The sequence below is a fragment of the Terriglobus roseus DSM 18391 genome, from assembly GCF_000265425.1.
Classification (GTDB): domain Bacteria; phylum Acidobacteriota; class Terriglobia; order Terriglobales; family Acidobacteriaceae; genus Terriglobus; species Terriglobus roseus.
Window position 1 is genome coordinate 646,200 of the sequence record NC_018014.1, and the last position, 15,310, is coordinate 661,509.

The following is a 15,310-nucleotide window of genomic DNA, read 5'->3' on the forward strand; positions in this document are numbered from 1 at the left end:
CGTTGTTAGTCGTGGGTTGAGATGCTTGCCAGGGAGCGCACGGCTCCGCGCACATCGTGCACGCGCAGTATGTGCGCACCTGCCCGGACGGCTGAGGCATCTGCGGCGTGCGTTGCTTCATCCCGTTCTGCCGCCGGCTTTGCGGAGTCGAGAAAGCCTTTGCGTGAGAGGCCGACCAGTAGCGGCTGACCGAGTTCGTGCAGACGGCGCAAGTCTGCAAGTAGTGCCCAGTTCTCAGCGCCGCGCTTGCCGAATCCGAAGCCGGGATCGATCACAATTTGTTCTCGAGCAATGCCCGCCGCGAATGCCGCGGCCAAACGTTCGCGCAAGCCTTCGATGACCGAAGTGATGACGTCTTCGTTTGTGAGTGGTTGCAGCGAAGCCCACTCTGCGGGCAGACCTCGTGTGTGCATCACTACTAGGCCGCACTGCAAGTCTGCGCATGTCTGCAGCATGGCGGCATCCCACAGGCCGCCGCTGACATCGTTCACAATCTCTGCGCCCGCTTCTACTGCCAGGCGTGCGGTGCTTGCTCGATAGGTGTCGATGGAGACGATGGCATCGGGCCGTGCGCGAAGGATGCCCTTGATGACCGGCAGGACACGCCGCTGCTCTTCCGCTGCACTGATTGCTTCCGCAGTCGCAGCGGTTGAGCCGGGCCGCGTGGACTCACCACCGATGTCGAGGATGTCCGCGCCTTCGTCGAGGAGACGCAGAGCGTGCGCAATCACAGTTTTCGCGGAGGCGTGATGGCCACCATCGCTGAACGAGTCGGGCGTGACATTGACAATGCCCATGATGCGCGTTCTCTCGCCGAGCGGCAGCATGCGTGTGCGGAACTGCCAGTGCAAGCGCGCGTGTGAAGCGTTGGGCATAGGAGCATTCTATGCAGGTGAGGCTAGCTTGCCTGACGTCTCGCGTTTGAGATGTTGGTCCTGTGCCATGACAAAAACACGGCGATCCTTGCTAAACTCGCCGCATGATCCGCCACATTTTCCGTGTCACGCTGCTGTTCACCGCAGCCTGCGCCCACGCTCAGACTCCCGCGACACCTCCCAGCTACGCAGACCTGCCGTTGGCCGAGCAGATCGCACGCATCACGAGTGAGCCCGGCGTTGTGCGCGCGCACTGGGGGGTGAGCGTAACCAAGATGGACGGCACGCCTGTTGCCGCGATGAATGACGGGCAGCTCTTTCAGCCGGCGTCGAACGCAAAGTTGTTTACGACGGCCGCAGCGATGGCGCTGCTGCCGATGGACGAACATCTGAAGACGCAGGTGATCGGCAGCGGTCTTTATGACGGCGGGACCTTGACTGGTGATCTTGTGTTGAAGGGAGTCGGCGATGCCAACTTCTCCGGTCGTCCTGTGCCGTTTGTGCGCGTGCCCGCGGGCACCACTGCGCCGCATCGGGATGAGTTGCGTTATATCGATGAACTTGCCGACAAGGTGAAGGCTGCAGGTATCACGCAGATCAAGGGGAACGTTATTGGCGACGATTCACTCTTTCCTAACGATCCTTACCCGTCGGATTGGTCCATCGACGACTCGCCCTGGTACTACGGTGCGCCGATCAATGCGTTGATGATCGCAGACAACGCGTTCAACCTGAAGGTGCTGCCGGGCGCCACTGTTGGCAGCAAGCCGGCCGTTGTGATGGATCCTGCATTGCCGTTCTATACGGTTGATATGCAAGCCACGACGACGGCGAAGGGAGGCGAGTCCGCGCTTGATATCCAGCGCAGCATGGGCTCGCGCGTCATACGTATCTATGGCACGCTCGCCCTTGGCTCTGCGCCTTACTCGCAGGACATGAGTATCGCGGAGCCTGCGGAGTATGCGGCCGCTGCGTTGAAGGCGGCGCTGGAGGCTCGTGGGATTTCGGTAACTGGCACTGTCACGGCGAAGCATGCTGCCTTCTACGAGACGAGCTTCACGCGGCATTCGACTGAGCCGATTCCGAAACTCATGCGCTTCTCTCGAGACACTCCTCTCGGAGCAACTCCGGCGTGTGACGCATGCCAGTCTAAGGTGCTTGCTGAACATACCGGGCCGCGACTCGGCGACGACATCACCATCACGAACAAGACGAGTGAGAACCAGCATGCAGAACTCTTCCTGCGGCAGCTTGGTTTTTATTACTTCAACGCTGGAACTTCCGCGCAGGGGGCGCGCGTTGTGCGTTACTTCCTGACGAAGACCGTCGGCATCGATGGCGATGATTTTCTCTTCTTCGATGGTTCCGGTCTGAGTGGCCACGACCTTGTGACACCGCGTGCGACGGCGAAGTTGTTAGCCTATGCGGCGACGCAGCCGTGGGGCGCGGTCTGGAAGGAATCGTTCCCGGTTGGCGGTGAAGACGGGACGTTGCGTGCGCGGTTTCCTGCGGCTCCATTGAAGGATCATGTTTTTGCCAAGACCGGTACGCTTAGCGAGGCACGAGGTCTCTCTGGTTATGTGGACTGCGCCAGCGGGCAGACGCTGATCTTCTCCATCATGGTCAACGCACATACGCCTCGTACGAGTGACGATCAGAAGGCGATGGATCGCATCGTTGCGGCGATCGCGGCGACGAACTAAGCGGCCTTCGCGACGCTCTCAAGTTCCTCTTCACTTGCAGGAGGCTTCGGAAAGCCGCCGCCAAACTTCCAGATGAGCGCCAGCACGACGGTGCCAAGTATAAGACTGAGCGCGGCGTCGACGGCCAGGGCGCCGTTCGCGCCGCCGTGTCCGGAGCCTCGTCCATCCATGAAGACCGATCCTGCAATCGCCAGGTTGCAGGCTGCGATGCACACGGAATATTGCGTGGCGGAGAGCGGGTTGTCGCGGCCGACGATCTGGAAGACGAGTGCGCTGGTTGCGGTGTAGTTGATGCCGGCCATCAGGTTGTAGAAAAACAGGCCGCCCGCGAACATCCATGGCGTGTGCGGCCCGAAGATCATGACCAGGCTGCCGAGCGCGGCGAGCATGGCAGGTGCGATGAAGAGCAGCCGGCGATCGATGCGGCTGCTGAGCGGACCTCCAATCGCAGCGCCGATGGCGCATGCTGCGGTGAAGAGAAGACCGACGGTCCAGTTGGTCATCTCAGGACCGGCGTGGAAGTCCGCGCCCATGCCACCGAAGAGGTTCTGCAGTGCGAACGTTGCGGATGGGACTACAAAGACAAGCAGCGCGAAGAGGTAGCTCGGCTTCCTGGCCGTTGCACTCAGATTGTGGAAGAGCTGGCGCATCGCCTCGCCGACCGGCCGCGGATCGCGCGTTTCTTTTGGGAGGAAGAGCAGGGGGATGGCACCCAGCAGGATCGGGACTGGAACCAGGAGCATTGCGAGCGAGAGCGGAAGGTGGCGGATCTCCCACACGGAGAGGGCGCCGCCAGCGCCGGTGAGGGCGAGGTAGGCGATGTTCATCCAGGCGCTTACGGTTCCGTGCCGTTGCGGTGCGACGAGGTTGGGCACCATGCCGCCGATCGCGCTGGTGTAGATCTGGTTGCAGAGATAGCCGAAGAAGAGCACCAGCATCAGCGTGACGGAACCCGCGCCGTGACCGCCGTTGCGGCCTGCTGCGTTGAGGAGCGGCACGCTGCAGCCAAGGCAGATGGCAGCGGTGATCGCTAATAGACCTGCCCAGACTCGCCGTGGCAGACCGCAATCGACCAGCGGCGTTACGAGGAAGCTGACGTAGCTTGCCGTGAGGATCAGCGTCACGATCTCCGCAACGCGCTCCAGCGAGACACCGCGATCGGGCAGCAGCTGCGACAAGCTAACGGCGGCGAAGCCGTTGAATGTTCCACCATACAAAATGCCGAAGATCCATGGCGGGTAGTAGCGGCGAGCGGGTGCATTCGACACGGGAGCGCCCGGAGCTTCGGAGGTAAGGTCGCTTGTGTTGGAAGCCATTGCGGCTATCCTACCTTCCGCCTGACCACCTCGACATCTCGTGCATCTGCTATTGCCTGGTTTCGCGCGCGGCTCCTAGAATGGCCGCGCTCGTCTTGTCTATCTGACCTTAACTTCGTGGACCGGTCTGGACACGAAGTTGCAGAAGGATAGGCGAAACGAGAGATCCAGCAGCAATCTGCGCTGAATCTGCGGTAAAGACTGCAAGAGGTTGCAGAGGTTCTGCACCGCGTCGTTGTTCTGCAGCGACGGAGATGCGATGGACGTACGGCCGGCAAGGACACATTCTCACTTCAGACACAGTGGCCGCTGGTCGCATGTGTGGCTGGCGGTGCTGTACCTGTGCGCTCTGAGCCTGCTGATTGTGTGGGAGTATCGCGAGCGGCTGGAGGTGCTTTCCAGCGAGTGCGTGCTGCGTGATGAGACTCGGTCCAGCTCTTATGGTCGTTGGTACTCGAAGTTCCTGGACTGGGCGAGTCCGGTGACTACTGGGCATGTGGTGACGGTGGCGATTCCGGCGGAGCTGGAGGAGGTGCAGAGCAATGTCTGTCTGGGGCGAGCTTACCTGGCGGATGTGTTGCGTGCGGTGTCGGTGGAGAATCCTTCGGTGGTGGTGATCGACAAGTTCTTCGGTCCGAACACTTGCAGTCGAACTCCGGAGTCGACGGAGGCTTTGCTGCGGGCGGTTCGTGAGGTGCGAGCGCCGGTAGTGGTGGGGGAGTCGACGGATGGGTTGGAGGAGCCGGTTGGGAAGGCCTGCCTGGTGCGTAGGCCGCAGCTGGACTTTGGGGCGCCGAACGTGGTGCGTGGGCTGACTCGGCTGGATATGGATGCGGAGCGGTTGCCGTTGCGGTGGCAGGTGCTGGCGGAGGCTCCGGAGGAGGAGCATGGCAGGGCTGGACATCCGGAGGCTGAGGCGCAGTATGCGGACTCGCTGATGCTGGCTGCGGTGAAGCTGTACGCTCCGGAGTTCGTGGAGCGCCGGAGCGTGCAGCGGCTGATCGCGCATGACGATCATGCTTACTCGAGCCTGGAGATGCCTTTGCCGCGTGTGACGACGACAGAGCTGCTGTGTTCGGCGGGCGATGCTGCGGTGCGGAAGCGCTGGGATCTGGAGTGCAGCGGGCAGCCGCTGCCGGCGCGGCTGCTGGGCAAGGTAGTGGTGATTGGGTCAGAGAATGCCAGCGACCTGAAGAACGTGCTTGGGCGGCATATGTTCGGCTTCCAGTTGCAGGCGATGTACATGGAGAGCCTGTTGTCCGGGGACTATCTGCGGACGGTGCCGATCGAGGCGAGCTTCGCGTTGTTTGCGGTGTTTGTGTTTGTGATGGAGGGACTTCCGGTTCTGCTGGTGACCTATCGACCGCACTGGAAGAACAAGTTTCTGCTTCGGTACGCTTACCCGCGCCAGCGGTATGTGTGGGTGGTGTTCTGGGCTGCTGTGTTGATTGTTGCGACTTCTGTCCTGGCGTTTGCCCTGCGGTTCCTGCCTCCGTTGCTGATCTACGGAGACATTCTGTTCATTGCGATTACACGCCTGCTGCACTACTCGGCGGAGTCGGCTGAACACCCACTGATCCACGCACATCATCACCATCGAAAGGAAGAACACCATGCCAAAGCCGATGCCGCCGAAGCCGATGCACCCACCCTCAAAACCGAAAGCCACCAAGGATGACACGGTGCCAGGCGGACCAGAGAATCCACCGGAGGGATGGGCTCCGATGAACCGTCCTGGGAGTGAGGGCGGAACGCAGGGCTGATCTCGACTGGGGGACCCTCCCCCCCCCCCGCGTTTCCCGTAAAAATCTGATTCGAAACGAGTTGACGATTCCCGAATTGGCAAAAATTTGATTCGAAACGAGTTACACGCAAAAATGAGATTCTAAAGGACTTAGCGGTTTCTCTGTTGCAAAGGTGCGGAGGGTGAAAGGCACCTGATTCCATTGTAGAGATTTGGTGCAGGGAACCCGCCAACTAATTTTGCCCCGTAAACGACTGATTGCGCTTTGTTTACGGGGTTTTGTGATGTCCTGGGGGCTTGACAGGTTTGCGCGGGCGGCGCTTCTCGGGCTCACTTAGGGGTTAGAATCCCACGTCTCAGAGGCGAGACGTGGGGCACCCGAACTCTCGTCGTTGACGCATTGATCCCCTAGACACTTTGCCCTTTGTCGCGGACCTTCAGTCCGCTGAGGTGTTCCTGCCACTGTACCCAGGGCTTTGCCCTGGGCTGGGAAGTCGCGGGCCTTCAGCCCGCCTTGGCCTGTGCTGGATGCCGCGCGCCTTCGGTCCTTGGTGTTGTCACTTGCACTGTACCCAGGGCTGGGCTGGGATGGCGCGGGCTTTCAGCTCGCCTTTGCCTGCGCTGGATGTCGAAGACCATCAGCCCGCCTTTGGCAGAGTCGTGCTTTGCGCGAGCCCACACATCCGCTCTGCGTATGTATGGGGCACCCGTTGTGTGAGCTTCCTCGAGATCCAATGGTGAATGTCCGAATCCTACGTCTCAGAAGCGAGACGTGGGGCACCCGCCAGGCTCTCTTTGCCGCTTAGCCGGTCTTGCGGGCTTCGATGTAGTGGTTCTGGCCCTGGTCTTCGAACTCGGTGGTGACGGTGAGGCCTGCTGCTGCGAGGTGGGTGCGGTAGACCTCTGCGCCCAGTGAGGTGGATTCGAGGCCTGTCATGAGGTCGGTCCATGTGTGCGGCTGGGCGGGGGCGGTGAAGAGGAGACGGCCGCCGGGGGCGAGGGCGATGGTGATTCTGTGGAGGAGATGGGGTTGCTCCTCGGGCTTGAGGAGGAAGATCAGGCCGATGGCCACGACCGCTTCGAAGGTCCGGTCGAAGAAGGTGGAGTCCAGGACGGATTCACAACGGACCGGTGTGCCAGGCAGGTTCTGTTGGAAGGCTGCCACCAGCGATGGCGACGCATCCACCCCGAAGACCTCCAGCCCCTCTTCGAGCAGTACGGCGGTGATGGGAAAGCCGGGGCCGCAACCCAGATCGATCACGCTGCTGCCCTGTGGCAGTGTCTTCGCCCATCGCCGCACCTCCGGCACGCCGACGGCGTCCGTGTGGGTGCTGCGGTTGCCGCGGGTTGCGAGCCATTGGGTGGAGATTGCTTCGTAGCCGTTGGACGGGTCGGTCATGGCTCATGGTGGTACTTATAGCGCGCATTCACTTGTTACGGAATGCATTTCGTTAGAGACTAAGCTTCACAATGTCAGAGCGCGAGATCCATCAACAAGGCCAATTAAGAGCTGAACTGTTTGAAGAGGCAATGGCGCTTCTGCTGCCTAGAATGTTTCCGCGCGACGTATTGATGCGGAATTTCGTTGTTCCCAAGAAAAAATATTCTTCCGCGATCCCCCCGTTCAACGCGGACTTTGTCTTAAACAGGCCGGATGGCACGCTGGTTCTCTTTGAAGTCAAGGCACCTTACACGGAGCACGCTCTTGATGCTCTCGAGCGTACAATAACGCGGTTACTCCGCGCTATTTCCGAAATGCCCAAGAACCTTAGGGTCGCGCAGGTAATACTTGCTATTGCCGCGCAGATCCCCCCAAAGGTAAGCGCAAATCTAAGAGCATCGTCGAAGCAGTTTCGCGCGATGGGGGTAGAACTGGTTATTTGGGATGCGTCCTATCTTGTTAACGCATTCCGAGACGCCTTCAAGACGAATGTTGGAGCCCTTGCAGTAGAAGACATCGAGCACCTCCTCTTCACCCAAGGACAAAGGAAGCCGGTAAACAAGGTGCATTTGACGGTTCCGGGAGATATCGAACCGGATGCACAGTACGGCAAAGAAACAATTGTTCTGTCTGCAGACTTCTGCAGCTACAGCACGTTCGTCAGGGCAACGCGGACCGATCCACAACTGGGTGTCGCGATCATGGGGCGCTTCTACAGGGAGTCAAGACGAATTGTGGAATTACACGGGGGCCGAATCGACAAATTCATCGGCGACGCGCTGCTAGTTTTCTGGCTCGCAGATGGCGATCCTACTGGTCTAGCCCATAAAGTCCGGCAGTGTGCATCTGATCTAATTGGCATGTCTAGCGGTCTTGCCAAGGAGTGGCAGGATGAAGTTGACACACTGGTCACTCCCATTGGAATGCGGATCGGAGCTGCAGTCGGCCCTCTCCTCTTCATCCCAGAAGGCGAATCCGCGGAAAGTCCCGTCCACGCCATTGGTGAGGCTATCAACTTTGCGGTCAGGCTCTCAAAGATGGAGCCAAATCAGTTCACAGTTTCCAACCGCCTACGCAAGCTCTACTTCCAAAACGATCAAGGCTTCATCCGGCAGAAGGCAGCCCGTCTCAGAGGTATGAGTGAAGAAGTTATTTATTGGGAGATGGATATGAGCGCTGAAGTCTCAGGAGAGGACGAGAATGATACTAGATCGTCTTGAAGCCGCTTACTGGTCTTTGCAAAACGAGCGAGTGCGTTCCATTTTTGAGCGTGTAACGAGAGATTCCATCCTGAACCTTGGCAGAGTCATTCCTCAAGACGGTGATCTGACCCAAGGCACCGGCAGGAGGCTCGATCTTAGCGTCCTATTCATCGACATAGTTTCCTCCTCCAAGCGGCCTTCCGAAACACTCGATGAGCAACTGGCCGTGCTAAAGACGTATGACATTTTCTTTACCGAGATGATCCGGATCGCCGAAGAATACGGAGGAACGGTCGAGAAGAATACAGGAGACGGGCTGATGGTCTACTTTCCCGATAATTGTGGCGGATCGATCAGTAAGTCGGGACATACGGCACTGGCCTGCGCATTGACTATTTTTTACACACTCCAAGGGTGCGTCAACCCGTTACTCGCCTCGCATTGCTTGGCGCCCATTAGCATTCGAGCAGGATTGGATCAGGGCTCCGTAACTATTGCGCAAATCGGGGCAGCTAGGCGTTTCGGTTCGCGCGTTGCAATTGGAACGACAGCTAACGTTGCCTGCAAGATGTTGGAGGGCACAGGGGAAGGGATCTTCATAGGAGAGAACATTACCCGTCATATTCCTGCCGAATGGCACCAATGGTGCATCATTAAGAACGCCGAGACCGGCTACCTTTACGCTCAAGGACGGGCACCTTACCGATACTTCGAGTTTATAGGAAGATGGACCAGACCTCTATGAGTACACCGCCCAATCACCTCGTTGCACCACCGCAGACTGGACACATGCCCTCTGAAAAGTTCGCAAACGAGCTCCATAAGAACATGTGGGATAACGTCGTTTTCGCGGAGCAGAAGGGCGCGTTTGCTTTTGTGGCTTCTTCTGGATTGTTGGTGTATCTAAACCAGATCGGAGAAGCTAAGTCCTGGGTCTCTAGACCGTGCACATGGACATTCCAAGTGTGGATCGCTTTTGTGGCGACGCTATGCCTCGTCCTCGCTGCGTGTTTTGTCATCATGGTCGTATTCCCTAGATTTCCGAAAGCAAAGAGTCTTTTCTATTGGAGAGGGATCAGCGAAAGTGGCTCTGAGAGCGCTTATGTCGAGCATTTCATGGCAAGGACGGAGCGCGAGTTAGAGGAAGCCGTGGTCGCGCACAGCTATCAGTTATCTCGTGTCGCTAAGAGCAAATACCAGTGGCTTCGTTACGCCATCATCGCGGGCAGTATCGGCGGGCTCTTAACTCTCCTACTAGGAGCGATTGTTAAAGGGAAAAGCGGGAGTTAATGCTCTTGGGATGACAAAGAGCCGACGCGTTTACGTCGGCCCTTTGTTGTCGCGTGTTGGTTTGAGTGCGAGGCGCCTACTGGATGGTTGGCGGCTTGGTTTCGCTCTCTTCCTTTACGTCTTCGGGTGGGATGGTCACTGCGGCGGCTACCTTGTCGGCGTTGTCGACGCCGCTTCCGTCGTATTTGGCTGCGCATTGCGGACATGGGGACGCGGTTTGTTCTGGTGCTTCGCGGTCTGCACGGGGCCTGATGTCTCAGATGAGTGTGAGGAACGGGGTATTCGGCTTGTAGAGTTTGGCAGGGAATTTCTTATGCGGCGCGCGATGGCGATTTCGGCGTTGGTGGGGCTGCTGGTGCCTGTCTTCTGGGGGATTGCGGCGTCTCTGTTGTTGAACCTGCGGGAGGGGCTTGCGAGCCATATTTTCTGGAGGGCTGTTTCCTGCACTTGCCCGTTCTGGGTGTTGCCGGGGCCGTGGGGCGCGTTGGCGATGTTGCCTTTGGATGCTTTGCTTTATGCGGGTGTTGGGGCGGTTGTGTATCGGATTCGGTTGGTGGGTGGGTGAGCGGGGGGTGGTCGCGCTTTGCTTATGTATGGGCGCCCGGTGTGCGACCCCCTCGAACTCTAACTGGGTGAATGTCCGAATCCCACGTCTTAGAAGCGAGACGTGGGGCACCCGCTCTCTTCGCCTTCACGGGGGTTTCGAGAGCTGGAGACTTTTGGCGCGGGCCTTCAGCCCGCTGGAGTGTTATTTCGACCGGTACCCAGGGCTTTGCCCTGGGCTAGGATGGCGCGGGCCTTCAGCCCGCCTTCGGATTGTGGTGGTTGGCGGTGGGCGTTCAGCCCGCCTTGGGCTTTAAGCGGTCGGGGAGAGTCGCGCTTTGCGCGAGGCCCACACATCCGCTTTGCGTATGTATGGGGCACCCGGCGATGTTGCCTTTGAATGCTTTGCTTTATGCGGGTGTTGGTGCGGTTGTTTGTCGGATTCGGTTGGTGGGTGTGGGATCTGGGGGATGCTTGGTCGCGCTTTGCGCGATAACCCACCCTTTGCTTCGCAAAGAATGGGGCACCCGGGTTTGTGGCTGCATTAGCGGGTCTCTTTCTGTCCTAGGTTGGAAAAGCTGACCTCAGCGGCTGAAGCCGGTTTTTCTTTGGGGAGTTTTTTGGCACGGCTTAAGCCGTGCCCTTCCGAAGGTTTCGCGCCTTGCGCGAGCGGGCTTGCGGTTGTGCCCCCTTGGGATGGGATGGGCGGGCCATCCAACATGCAGATCCCTTGCTGCCTTCGGCAGGTTCGCTTCGCTGCGAGATGACAAACCTATGGGCGTGGTGCTGGGGGATGACAAACCAAGGGATACGGAATGACGAACCTGAGGATAGAGGGAAGACGAAGGGCCGACGCGTTTGCGTCGGCCCTTTGTTGTTGCTTGTTGGTTTGGTTTGAGTGCGTGGCGCCTACTGGATGGTGGGCGGCTTGGTTTCGCTCTCTTCTTTTACGTCTTCGGGTGGGATGGTGACTGCGGCGGCTACCTTGTCGGCGTCGTCGAGGTCGAGGAGTTTTACTCCCATGGTGGCTCGGCCTGCTGCGCGGATGGTCTTGGTGTCGATGCGGATGATCTTGCCGAACTGGCTGATGACCATGAGTTCCGTTGTTTCATCGACGAGCTGGATGCTGGAGACCTTGCCGATCTTGGGCGTGGTGCGCATGTTGATGACGCCCTTGCCGCCGCGGGACTGGAGGCGGTAGGCGTCGACGTCGGTGCGCTTGCCGAAGCCGTTTTCGCTGACGGTGAGGATGAGGCAGGGCGTTACGCCGAGCTGCTTGTCGAGCGCGTCTAGTCGGTCGGAGTGGTTCTCCGGGGTGCCGGCTTCGACTACGACTTCGTTGGGGTCGCCTTCGAGTTCGAGCGGGACGCTGGACTTGGCCTTCTGCAGATCCAGGATCGCCTGAGCGGTCTGTGTGAGCAGCGATGGCTTGCCTGCCTTGGCTCCCTCGGCGGTGACGGTTGCGAGCTTCTGCAGGTTCTCGATGGACGGTGTGAAGTCCGTGCCTTCGGCGAGCTGCGGGAAGGTGATGCCGTTGGTGGTGTCGAGTTTGAAGGCGAAGTCGAGGCGCTTGCGATTGCGGCTGGCTTCGCTGGGGGTGACGGCTGCGCCGATGACGTAGTCGGACTTCTTGAGGGTGATGCCCTTGTTGCCGCCGGCGTTACGGCCCATGGGACGGAGGCCGCCGGAGCGTTCGGGATCGTACTTCTCTTCGAAGCGGATGGCCATGCCCTCGCGGGTGGCGAGGAAGACGACGTCGTCGCCAGAGGTGACGCGGACGGCGATGAGTTCATCGTCCTTGTCGATGTTGATGGCGATGATGCCGCGGGCCATGACGTTGGAGAAGTCGACGAGCGGTGTCTTCTTCACGACGCCTTCGCGTGTGGCGAAGAAGACGAACTTGCCCTCTTCCTTGAGGTCGCGGACGGCGAGGTAGTTGACGATCTTTTCGCCGGGCTGGAGGGCGAGCATGGAGGCCATGTGCTTGCCCTTGCCGGCGGATGCGACGTCGGGGATCTCGTAGATCTTCATCCAGAAGACGCGGCCGGTGTTGGTGAAGAAGAGCAGGTAGGCGTGGGTGCTGTCGACGATGAGCGAGGCGACGAAGTCTTCTTCGCGCGTCTTCATGCCCAGGCGACCGGTGCCGCCGCGGCGCTGCTGGCGGTAGGTGGAGATGGGCGTGCGCTTGAGGTAGCCGGAGTGCGAGACGGTGACCGCCACTTGCTCATCCGCAATGAGGTCTTCGAGCTGCAGTTCGGCCGTTTCGTCGACGATGACGGTGCGGCGGACGTCGCCGTACTTGTCGCGGATCTCTTCGAGTTCCTTGACGATGACGGCGCGCAGCTTCTTTTCGCTGGCGAGGATGGATTCGTACTCGGCGATGTTGTCGCGGACCTTGTTGAGTTCGTTGAGGATCTCGTCGATGGAGAGCTGGGTGAGGCGGTAGAGCTGCAGTTCGAGGATGGCGTCGATCTGGCGGTAGCTGAGGATGAGTGTGCCGACTTCACCGGGGGCGAGTGCGACGGGCAGCAGCGTGGTGTCAACGCCGTACTTGCCTGCGTCGAGGGTGACGCCTGCGAGTTCGGTGCCGCGGAGGTTGATGCGGCGGCCGCTGAAGAAGGCGAAGAGGTTCTCGCGGGCGTCGGCACGGTTGTTGCTGTTGCGGATGATGCGGATGACCTGATCGAGGTAGTCGAGGGCGATCTGGTAGCCGAGGAGCAGGTGCTCGCGCTCGCGGGCCTTGCCGAGGAGGAAGGCGGTGCGGCGGCGGACGACGTCGATACGGTGCTCGATGAAGGCACGGATGGCGTCGGGGAGCGGGAGTTCGCGGGGCTGACCGTTGTGGACGGCCAGGAAGATCATGCTGAAGCTCTCCTGCATGGAGGTGTGCTTGAAGAGCTGGTTCAGAACGATCTCGGGCTGGGAGCCTCGCTTGAGTTCGATGACGATGCGCATGCCGTCGCGGTCGGACTCGTCGCGTACGTCGCTGATGTCTTCGATGACCTTGTCGGTGACGAGTTCGGCGATGCGCTTGATGAGGTTGTTCTTGTTGACCTGGTAGGGGATCTCGTTGACGATGATGGACTCGCGGCCACCCTTGAGGTCTTCTGTGGCGCACTTGGCGCGCATGAGGAAGCGGCCCCGGCCGGTGCGGTAGCTTTCGCGGATGTTGCGCTTGCCGAAGATGAAGCCGCCGGTGGGGAAGTCCGGGCCCTGGACGTGCGAGAGGACGAGGTCGAGCTCTTCGTCGCGGGAGAGGCCCTTGGCGTTGACGAGCGCAATGGCTGCGGAGACGATCTCGGTGAGGTTGTGCGGCGGGATGTTGGTCGCCATGCCGACGGCGATGCCCGAGGAGCCGTTGACGATGAGGTTGGGGAACCGGGCGGGGAGGACCGTTGGTTCGAGCGTGGACTCGTCGTAGTTGGGCGTGAAGTCGACGGTGTCCATGTCGATGTCGGCGAGCATTTCACCGGCGATCTTCTGGAGGCGGGCCTCGGTGTAACGCATGGCGGCCGGCGGATCGCCGTCGACGGAGCCGAAGTTGCCCTGGCCGTCGACGAGGGGGTAGCGCATGGAGAAGGGCTGCGCGAGGCGGACCATGGCGTCGTAGATGGCGGAGTCGCCGTGCGGGTGATAGTTACCCATGGCGTGGCCGACTACCTTGGCGCACTTGGTGTACTTTTTGTTGGCCTGGAGGCCCATCTCCTGCATGGCGTACAGGATGCGGCGATGCACGGGCTTGAGGCCGTCGCGTACGTCGGGCAGGGCGCGGCCGATGATGACCGACATGGAGTAGTCGAGGTAAGACCGACGCATCTCCTCTTCAATGTTGATGGGCAGCATAAAGAGCGCGCCGGGGCCGGACGAGCCGGGAGGCGTTGCGCCGCCGTCACCACCCGCAGCGGCTGCCGCTGGAGGTGCGTTTTCCTCAGGATTTGTGCCGTTTGGGGTGCCGTCTGGGCCGTTCGGGAAGAGGTTCTGATCGTCTGCCATGTGTGACTTAAGTATAACTGCTGCGGTTACGCCGGGGGCCGTTTGCGGGGCGGCTTTGGTGGGAGAGATGGGGCTGGATCTGGCGGAATCTGGCGGTTTGGTGGACTCGGGAGGCGGATGTGGCATCTACCTGTCGGGTAAGGCGGTGTCGGGTAACCGACGGCGCGGATTGGACAGACGATGAAACGGCTTGGAATCGTTTTGAGTGGTGCGTTGTTGCTGGGCGGCCTGGCGCCGGTGGTGAGTACGACTGCGGCCGAGGCTCAGTACGGCGGACGGTATGACAACGGCTATCGCAGCACGCGGCCGTATGACGACCGGTATGACCGTGACCGGTATCGCGGCGACTATGACGACCGCAACCGTGGCGGCATTGGACCGGGTAAGGGTGCGCTGCTGGGTGGCGGTGCGGGTGCTTTGATCGGCGGACTGCTGGGCGGCGGCTTGAAGGGCGCGCTGATCGGCGGTGGTATTGGCGCGGGTGGCGGTGCGTTGCTGGGTAAGGCGAACGCCGACAAGCGGCATCGTCGCGACTACCGGGATTACAACAACGGCTACTCCAACGGCTATCGCCGCTACTAGATACGCAGGGTCTGCGAAAGGATACGAACGATGAAGATGCAGGGTGTTGTACGGGCCGTTGTGATGGCGGGATTGCTTGTGGCTCCGATGGCGATGCAGGCGCAGAGGCCGAACGCGCCGAGCGTGACGGCGGCGAACAGTGCGGATGCGGGCCGCGTCAATCGGGAGTTGTTGACCAGCACCGTACACGAGGCCTGGCTGGCGAGCGATCGTAACGAAGACAAGTTCTTCGACATGGTGAAGCGGTGCGCGGAGATGAGTGCGCAGAAGCGTGGCGTGACGCTGCCGGATACGGAAGCAGCGGGACGCAAGATGGGCACGCTGATCAAGACGATGGCTCGTCGCGATCCAGACCAGTTGTTGTACGCGGTGGTGGATGCTGCTGTGAAGCAAACGGCTCCGCCGCCGGTTCGAGCTTCGAAGTAGTTCCGACTGGACTAGTAGTTCGTTTTCTTAACTAATGCCGCTCATCGTATCCGCGTTCCTTGCGGAAGGGTGAGCGGTTTAGTTTGCTCTGTGTGGCGTAATCCTGCGCGGCTGAATCCCGTCTGAGTGCGTATGGGAATGGCTGCACGTTCTTGCTTTCTCGGTGAGGTTCCTTGCGGAGATGGCAGTTGATTC

The 15,310-nt window shown here is 60.1% G+C and carries 11 protein-coding genes; 7 read left to right on the top strand and 4 right to left on the bottom strand.

The features are described from left to right. Positions 1 to 5: 5 nt before the first annotated feature. Complete coding sequence (gene folP / locus TERRO_RS02810) at positions 6 to 875, bottom strand: dihydropteroate synthase (protein WP_014784485.1); 870 nt, start codon at positions 873 to 875, stop codon at positions 6 to 8. A 104-nt stretch (positions 876 to 979) separates the two neighbouring features. Between folP and dacB the strand changes: the two genes are divergently transcribed. Beyond that, positions 980 to 2,578 carry a D-alanyl-D-alanine carboxypeptidase/D-alanyl-D-alanine endopeptidase gene (dacB, locus tag TERRO_RS02815; RefSeq protein ID WP_014784486.1) on the top strand — a complete coding sequence of 533 codons (1,599 nt, stop codon included), beginning with the start codon at positions 980 to 982 and terminating at the stop codon, positions 2,576 to 2,578. Here dacB and TERRO_RS02820 read toward each other — a convergent pair. Continuing rightward, a complete protein-coding gene (locus TERRO_RS02820; RefSeq protein ID WP_014784487.1) occupies positions 2,575 to 3,894 on the bottom strand; it encodes an MFS transporter in 1,320 nt (439 codons plus the stop codon). The two genes, dacB and TERRO_RS02820, sit on opposite strands and share 4 nt — an antisense overlap. Before the next feature lie 259 nt (positions 3,895 to 4,153). Between TERRO_RS02820 and TERRO_RS02825 the strand changes: the two genes are divergently transcribed. After that, the gene (locus TERRO_RS02825) at positions 4,154 to 5,572 is read left to right on the top strand and encodes a CHASE2 domain-containing protein (protein WP_014784488.1); all 1,419 of its coding nucleotides are present in this window, start codon (positions 4,154 to 4,156) and stop codon (positions 5,570 to 5,572) included. Positions 5,573 to 6,440: 868 nt separating this feature from the next. Here the strand turns inward: TERRO_RS02825 and TERRO_RS02830 are convergent. Then, complete coding sequence (locus TERRO_RS02830) at positions 6,441 to 7,037, bottom strand: class I SAM-dependent methyltransferase (protein ID WP_014784489.1); 597 nt, start codon at positions 7,035 to 7,037, stop codon at positions 6,441 to 6,443. 71 nt (positions 7,038 to 7,108) lie between these two features. Between TERRO_RS02830 and TERRO_RS02835 the strand changes: the two genes are divergently transcribed. From TERRO_RS02835 to TERRO_RS02845, 3 genes are read left to right on the top strand one after another with little or no spacing between them, the layout of a single operon-like run. Next, the gene (locus TERRO_RS02835) at positions 7,109 to 8,299 is read left to right on the top strand and encodes an adenylate/guanylate cyclase domain-containing protein (protein WP_014784490.1); all 1,191 of its coding nucleotides are present in this window, start codon (positions 7,109 to 7,111) and stop codon (positions 8,297 to 8,299) included. Next, positions 8,280 to 9,026, top strand: a complete 747-nt coding sequence (locus TERRO_RS02840; protein WP_014784491.1) for an adenylate/guanylate cyclase domain-containing protein — start codon at positions 8,280 to 8,282, stop codon at positions 9,024 to 9,026. The genes TERRO_RS02835 and TERRO_RS02840 overlap by 20 nt, the downstream gene beginning before the upstream one ends. 44 nt (positions 9,027 to 9,070) lie before the next feature. Beyond that, positions 9,071 to 9,571: a Pycsar system effector family protein gene (locus TERRO_RS02845; protein WP_041592418.1), complete on the top strand. Its 501-nt coding sequence runs from the start codon at positions 9,071 to 9,073 to the stop codon at positions 9,569 to 9,571. 1,452 nt (positions 9,572 to 11,023) lie between these two features. On the opposite strand, the gene gyrA is transcribed toward TERRO_RS02845, so the two are convergent. Beyond that, positions 11,024 to 14,107: a DNA gyrase subunit A gene (gyrA, locus tag TERRO_RS02855; protein WP_014784494.1), complete on the bottom strand. Its 3,084-nt coding sequence runs from the start codon at positions 14,105 to 14,107 to the stop codon at positions 11,024 to 11,026. Between the two features lie 180 nt (positions 14,108 to 14,287). Between gyrA and TERRO_RS22920 the strand changes: the two genes are divergently transcribed. Then, the gene (locus TERRO_RS22920) at positions 14,288 to 14,689 is read left to right on the top strand and encodes a glycine zipper domain-containing protein (RefSeq protein WP_014784495.1); all 402 of its coding nucleotides are present in this window, start codon (positions 14,288 to 14,290) and stop codon (positions 14,687 to 14,689) included. 30 nt (positions 14,690 to 14,719) lie between these two features. After that, positions 14,720 to 15,115 carry a hypothetical protein gene (locus TERRO_RS02865; RefSeq protein ID WP_014784496.1) on the top strand — a complete coding sequence of 132 codons (396 nt, stop codon included), beginning with the start codon at positions 14,720 to 14,722 and terminating at the stop codon, positions 15,113 to 15,115. Positions 15,116 to 15,310 lie beyond the last annotated feature (195 nt).

What these genes read in the sequence shown, in the direction of transcription:
- TERRO_RS02830 (WP_014784489.1), bottom strand. Translation starts at nt 7,037, where the DNA reads ATGACCGACCCGTCCAACGGCTACGAAGCAATCTCCACCCAATGGCTC.
- dacB (WP_014784486.1), top strand. Translation starts at nt 980, where the DNA reads ATGATCCGCCACATTTTCCGTGTCACGCTGCTGTTCACCGCAGCCTGC.
- TERRO_RS02825 (WP_014784488.1), top strand. Translation starts at nt 4,154, where the DNA reads ATGGACGTACGGCCGGCAAGGACACATTCTCACTTCAGACACAGTGGC.
- TERRO_RS02845 (WP_041592418.1), top strand. Translation starts at nt 9,071, where the DNA reads ATGCCCTCTGAAAAGTTCGCAAACGAGCTCCATAAGAACATGTGGGAT.
- folP (WP_014784485.1), bottom strand. Translation starts at nt 875, where the DNA reads ATGCCCAACGCTTCACACGCGCGCTTGCACTGGCAGTTCCGCACACGC.
- TERRO_RS02865 (WP_014784496.1), top strand. Translation starts at nt 14,720, where the DNA reads ATGAAGATGCAGGGTGTTGTACGGGCCGTTGTGATGGCGGGATTGCTT.
- TERRO_RS02835 (WP_014784490.1), top strand. Translation starts at nt 7,109, where the DNA reads ATGTCAGAGCGCGAGATCCATCAACAAGGCCAATTAAGAGCTGAACTG.
- TERRO_RS02820 (WP_014784487.1), bottom strand. Translation starts at nt 3,894, where the DNA reads ATGGCTTCCAACACAAGCGACCTTACCTCCGAAGCTCCGGGCGCTCCC.
- gyrA (WP_014784494.1), bottom strand. Translation starts at nt 14,107, where the DNA reads ATGGCAGACGATCAGAACCTCTTCCCGAACGGCCCAGACGGCACCCCA.
- TERRO_RS02840 (WP_014784491.1), top strand. Translation starts at nt 8,280, where the DNA reads ATGATACTAGATCGTCTTGAAGCCGCTTACTGGTCTTTGCAAAACGAG.
- TERRO_RS22920 (WP_014784495.1), top strand. Translation starts at nt 14,288, where the DNA reads ATGAAACGGCTTGGAATCGTTTTGAGTGGTGCGTTGTTGCTGGGCGGC.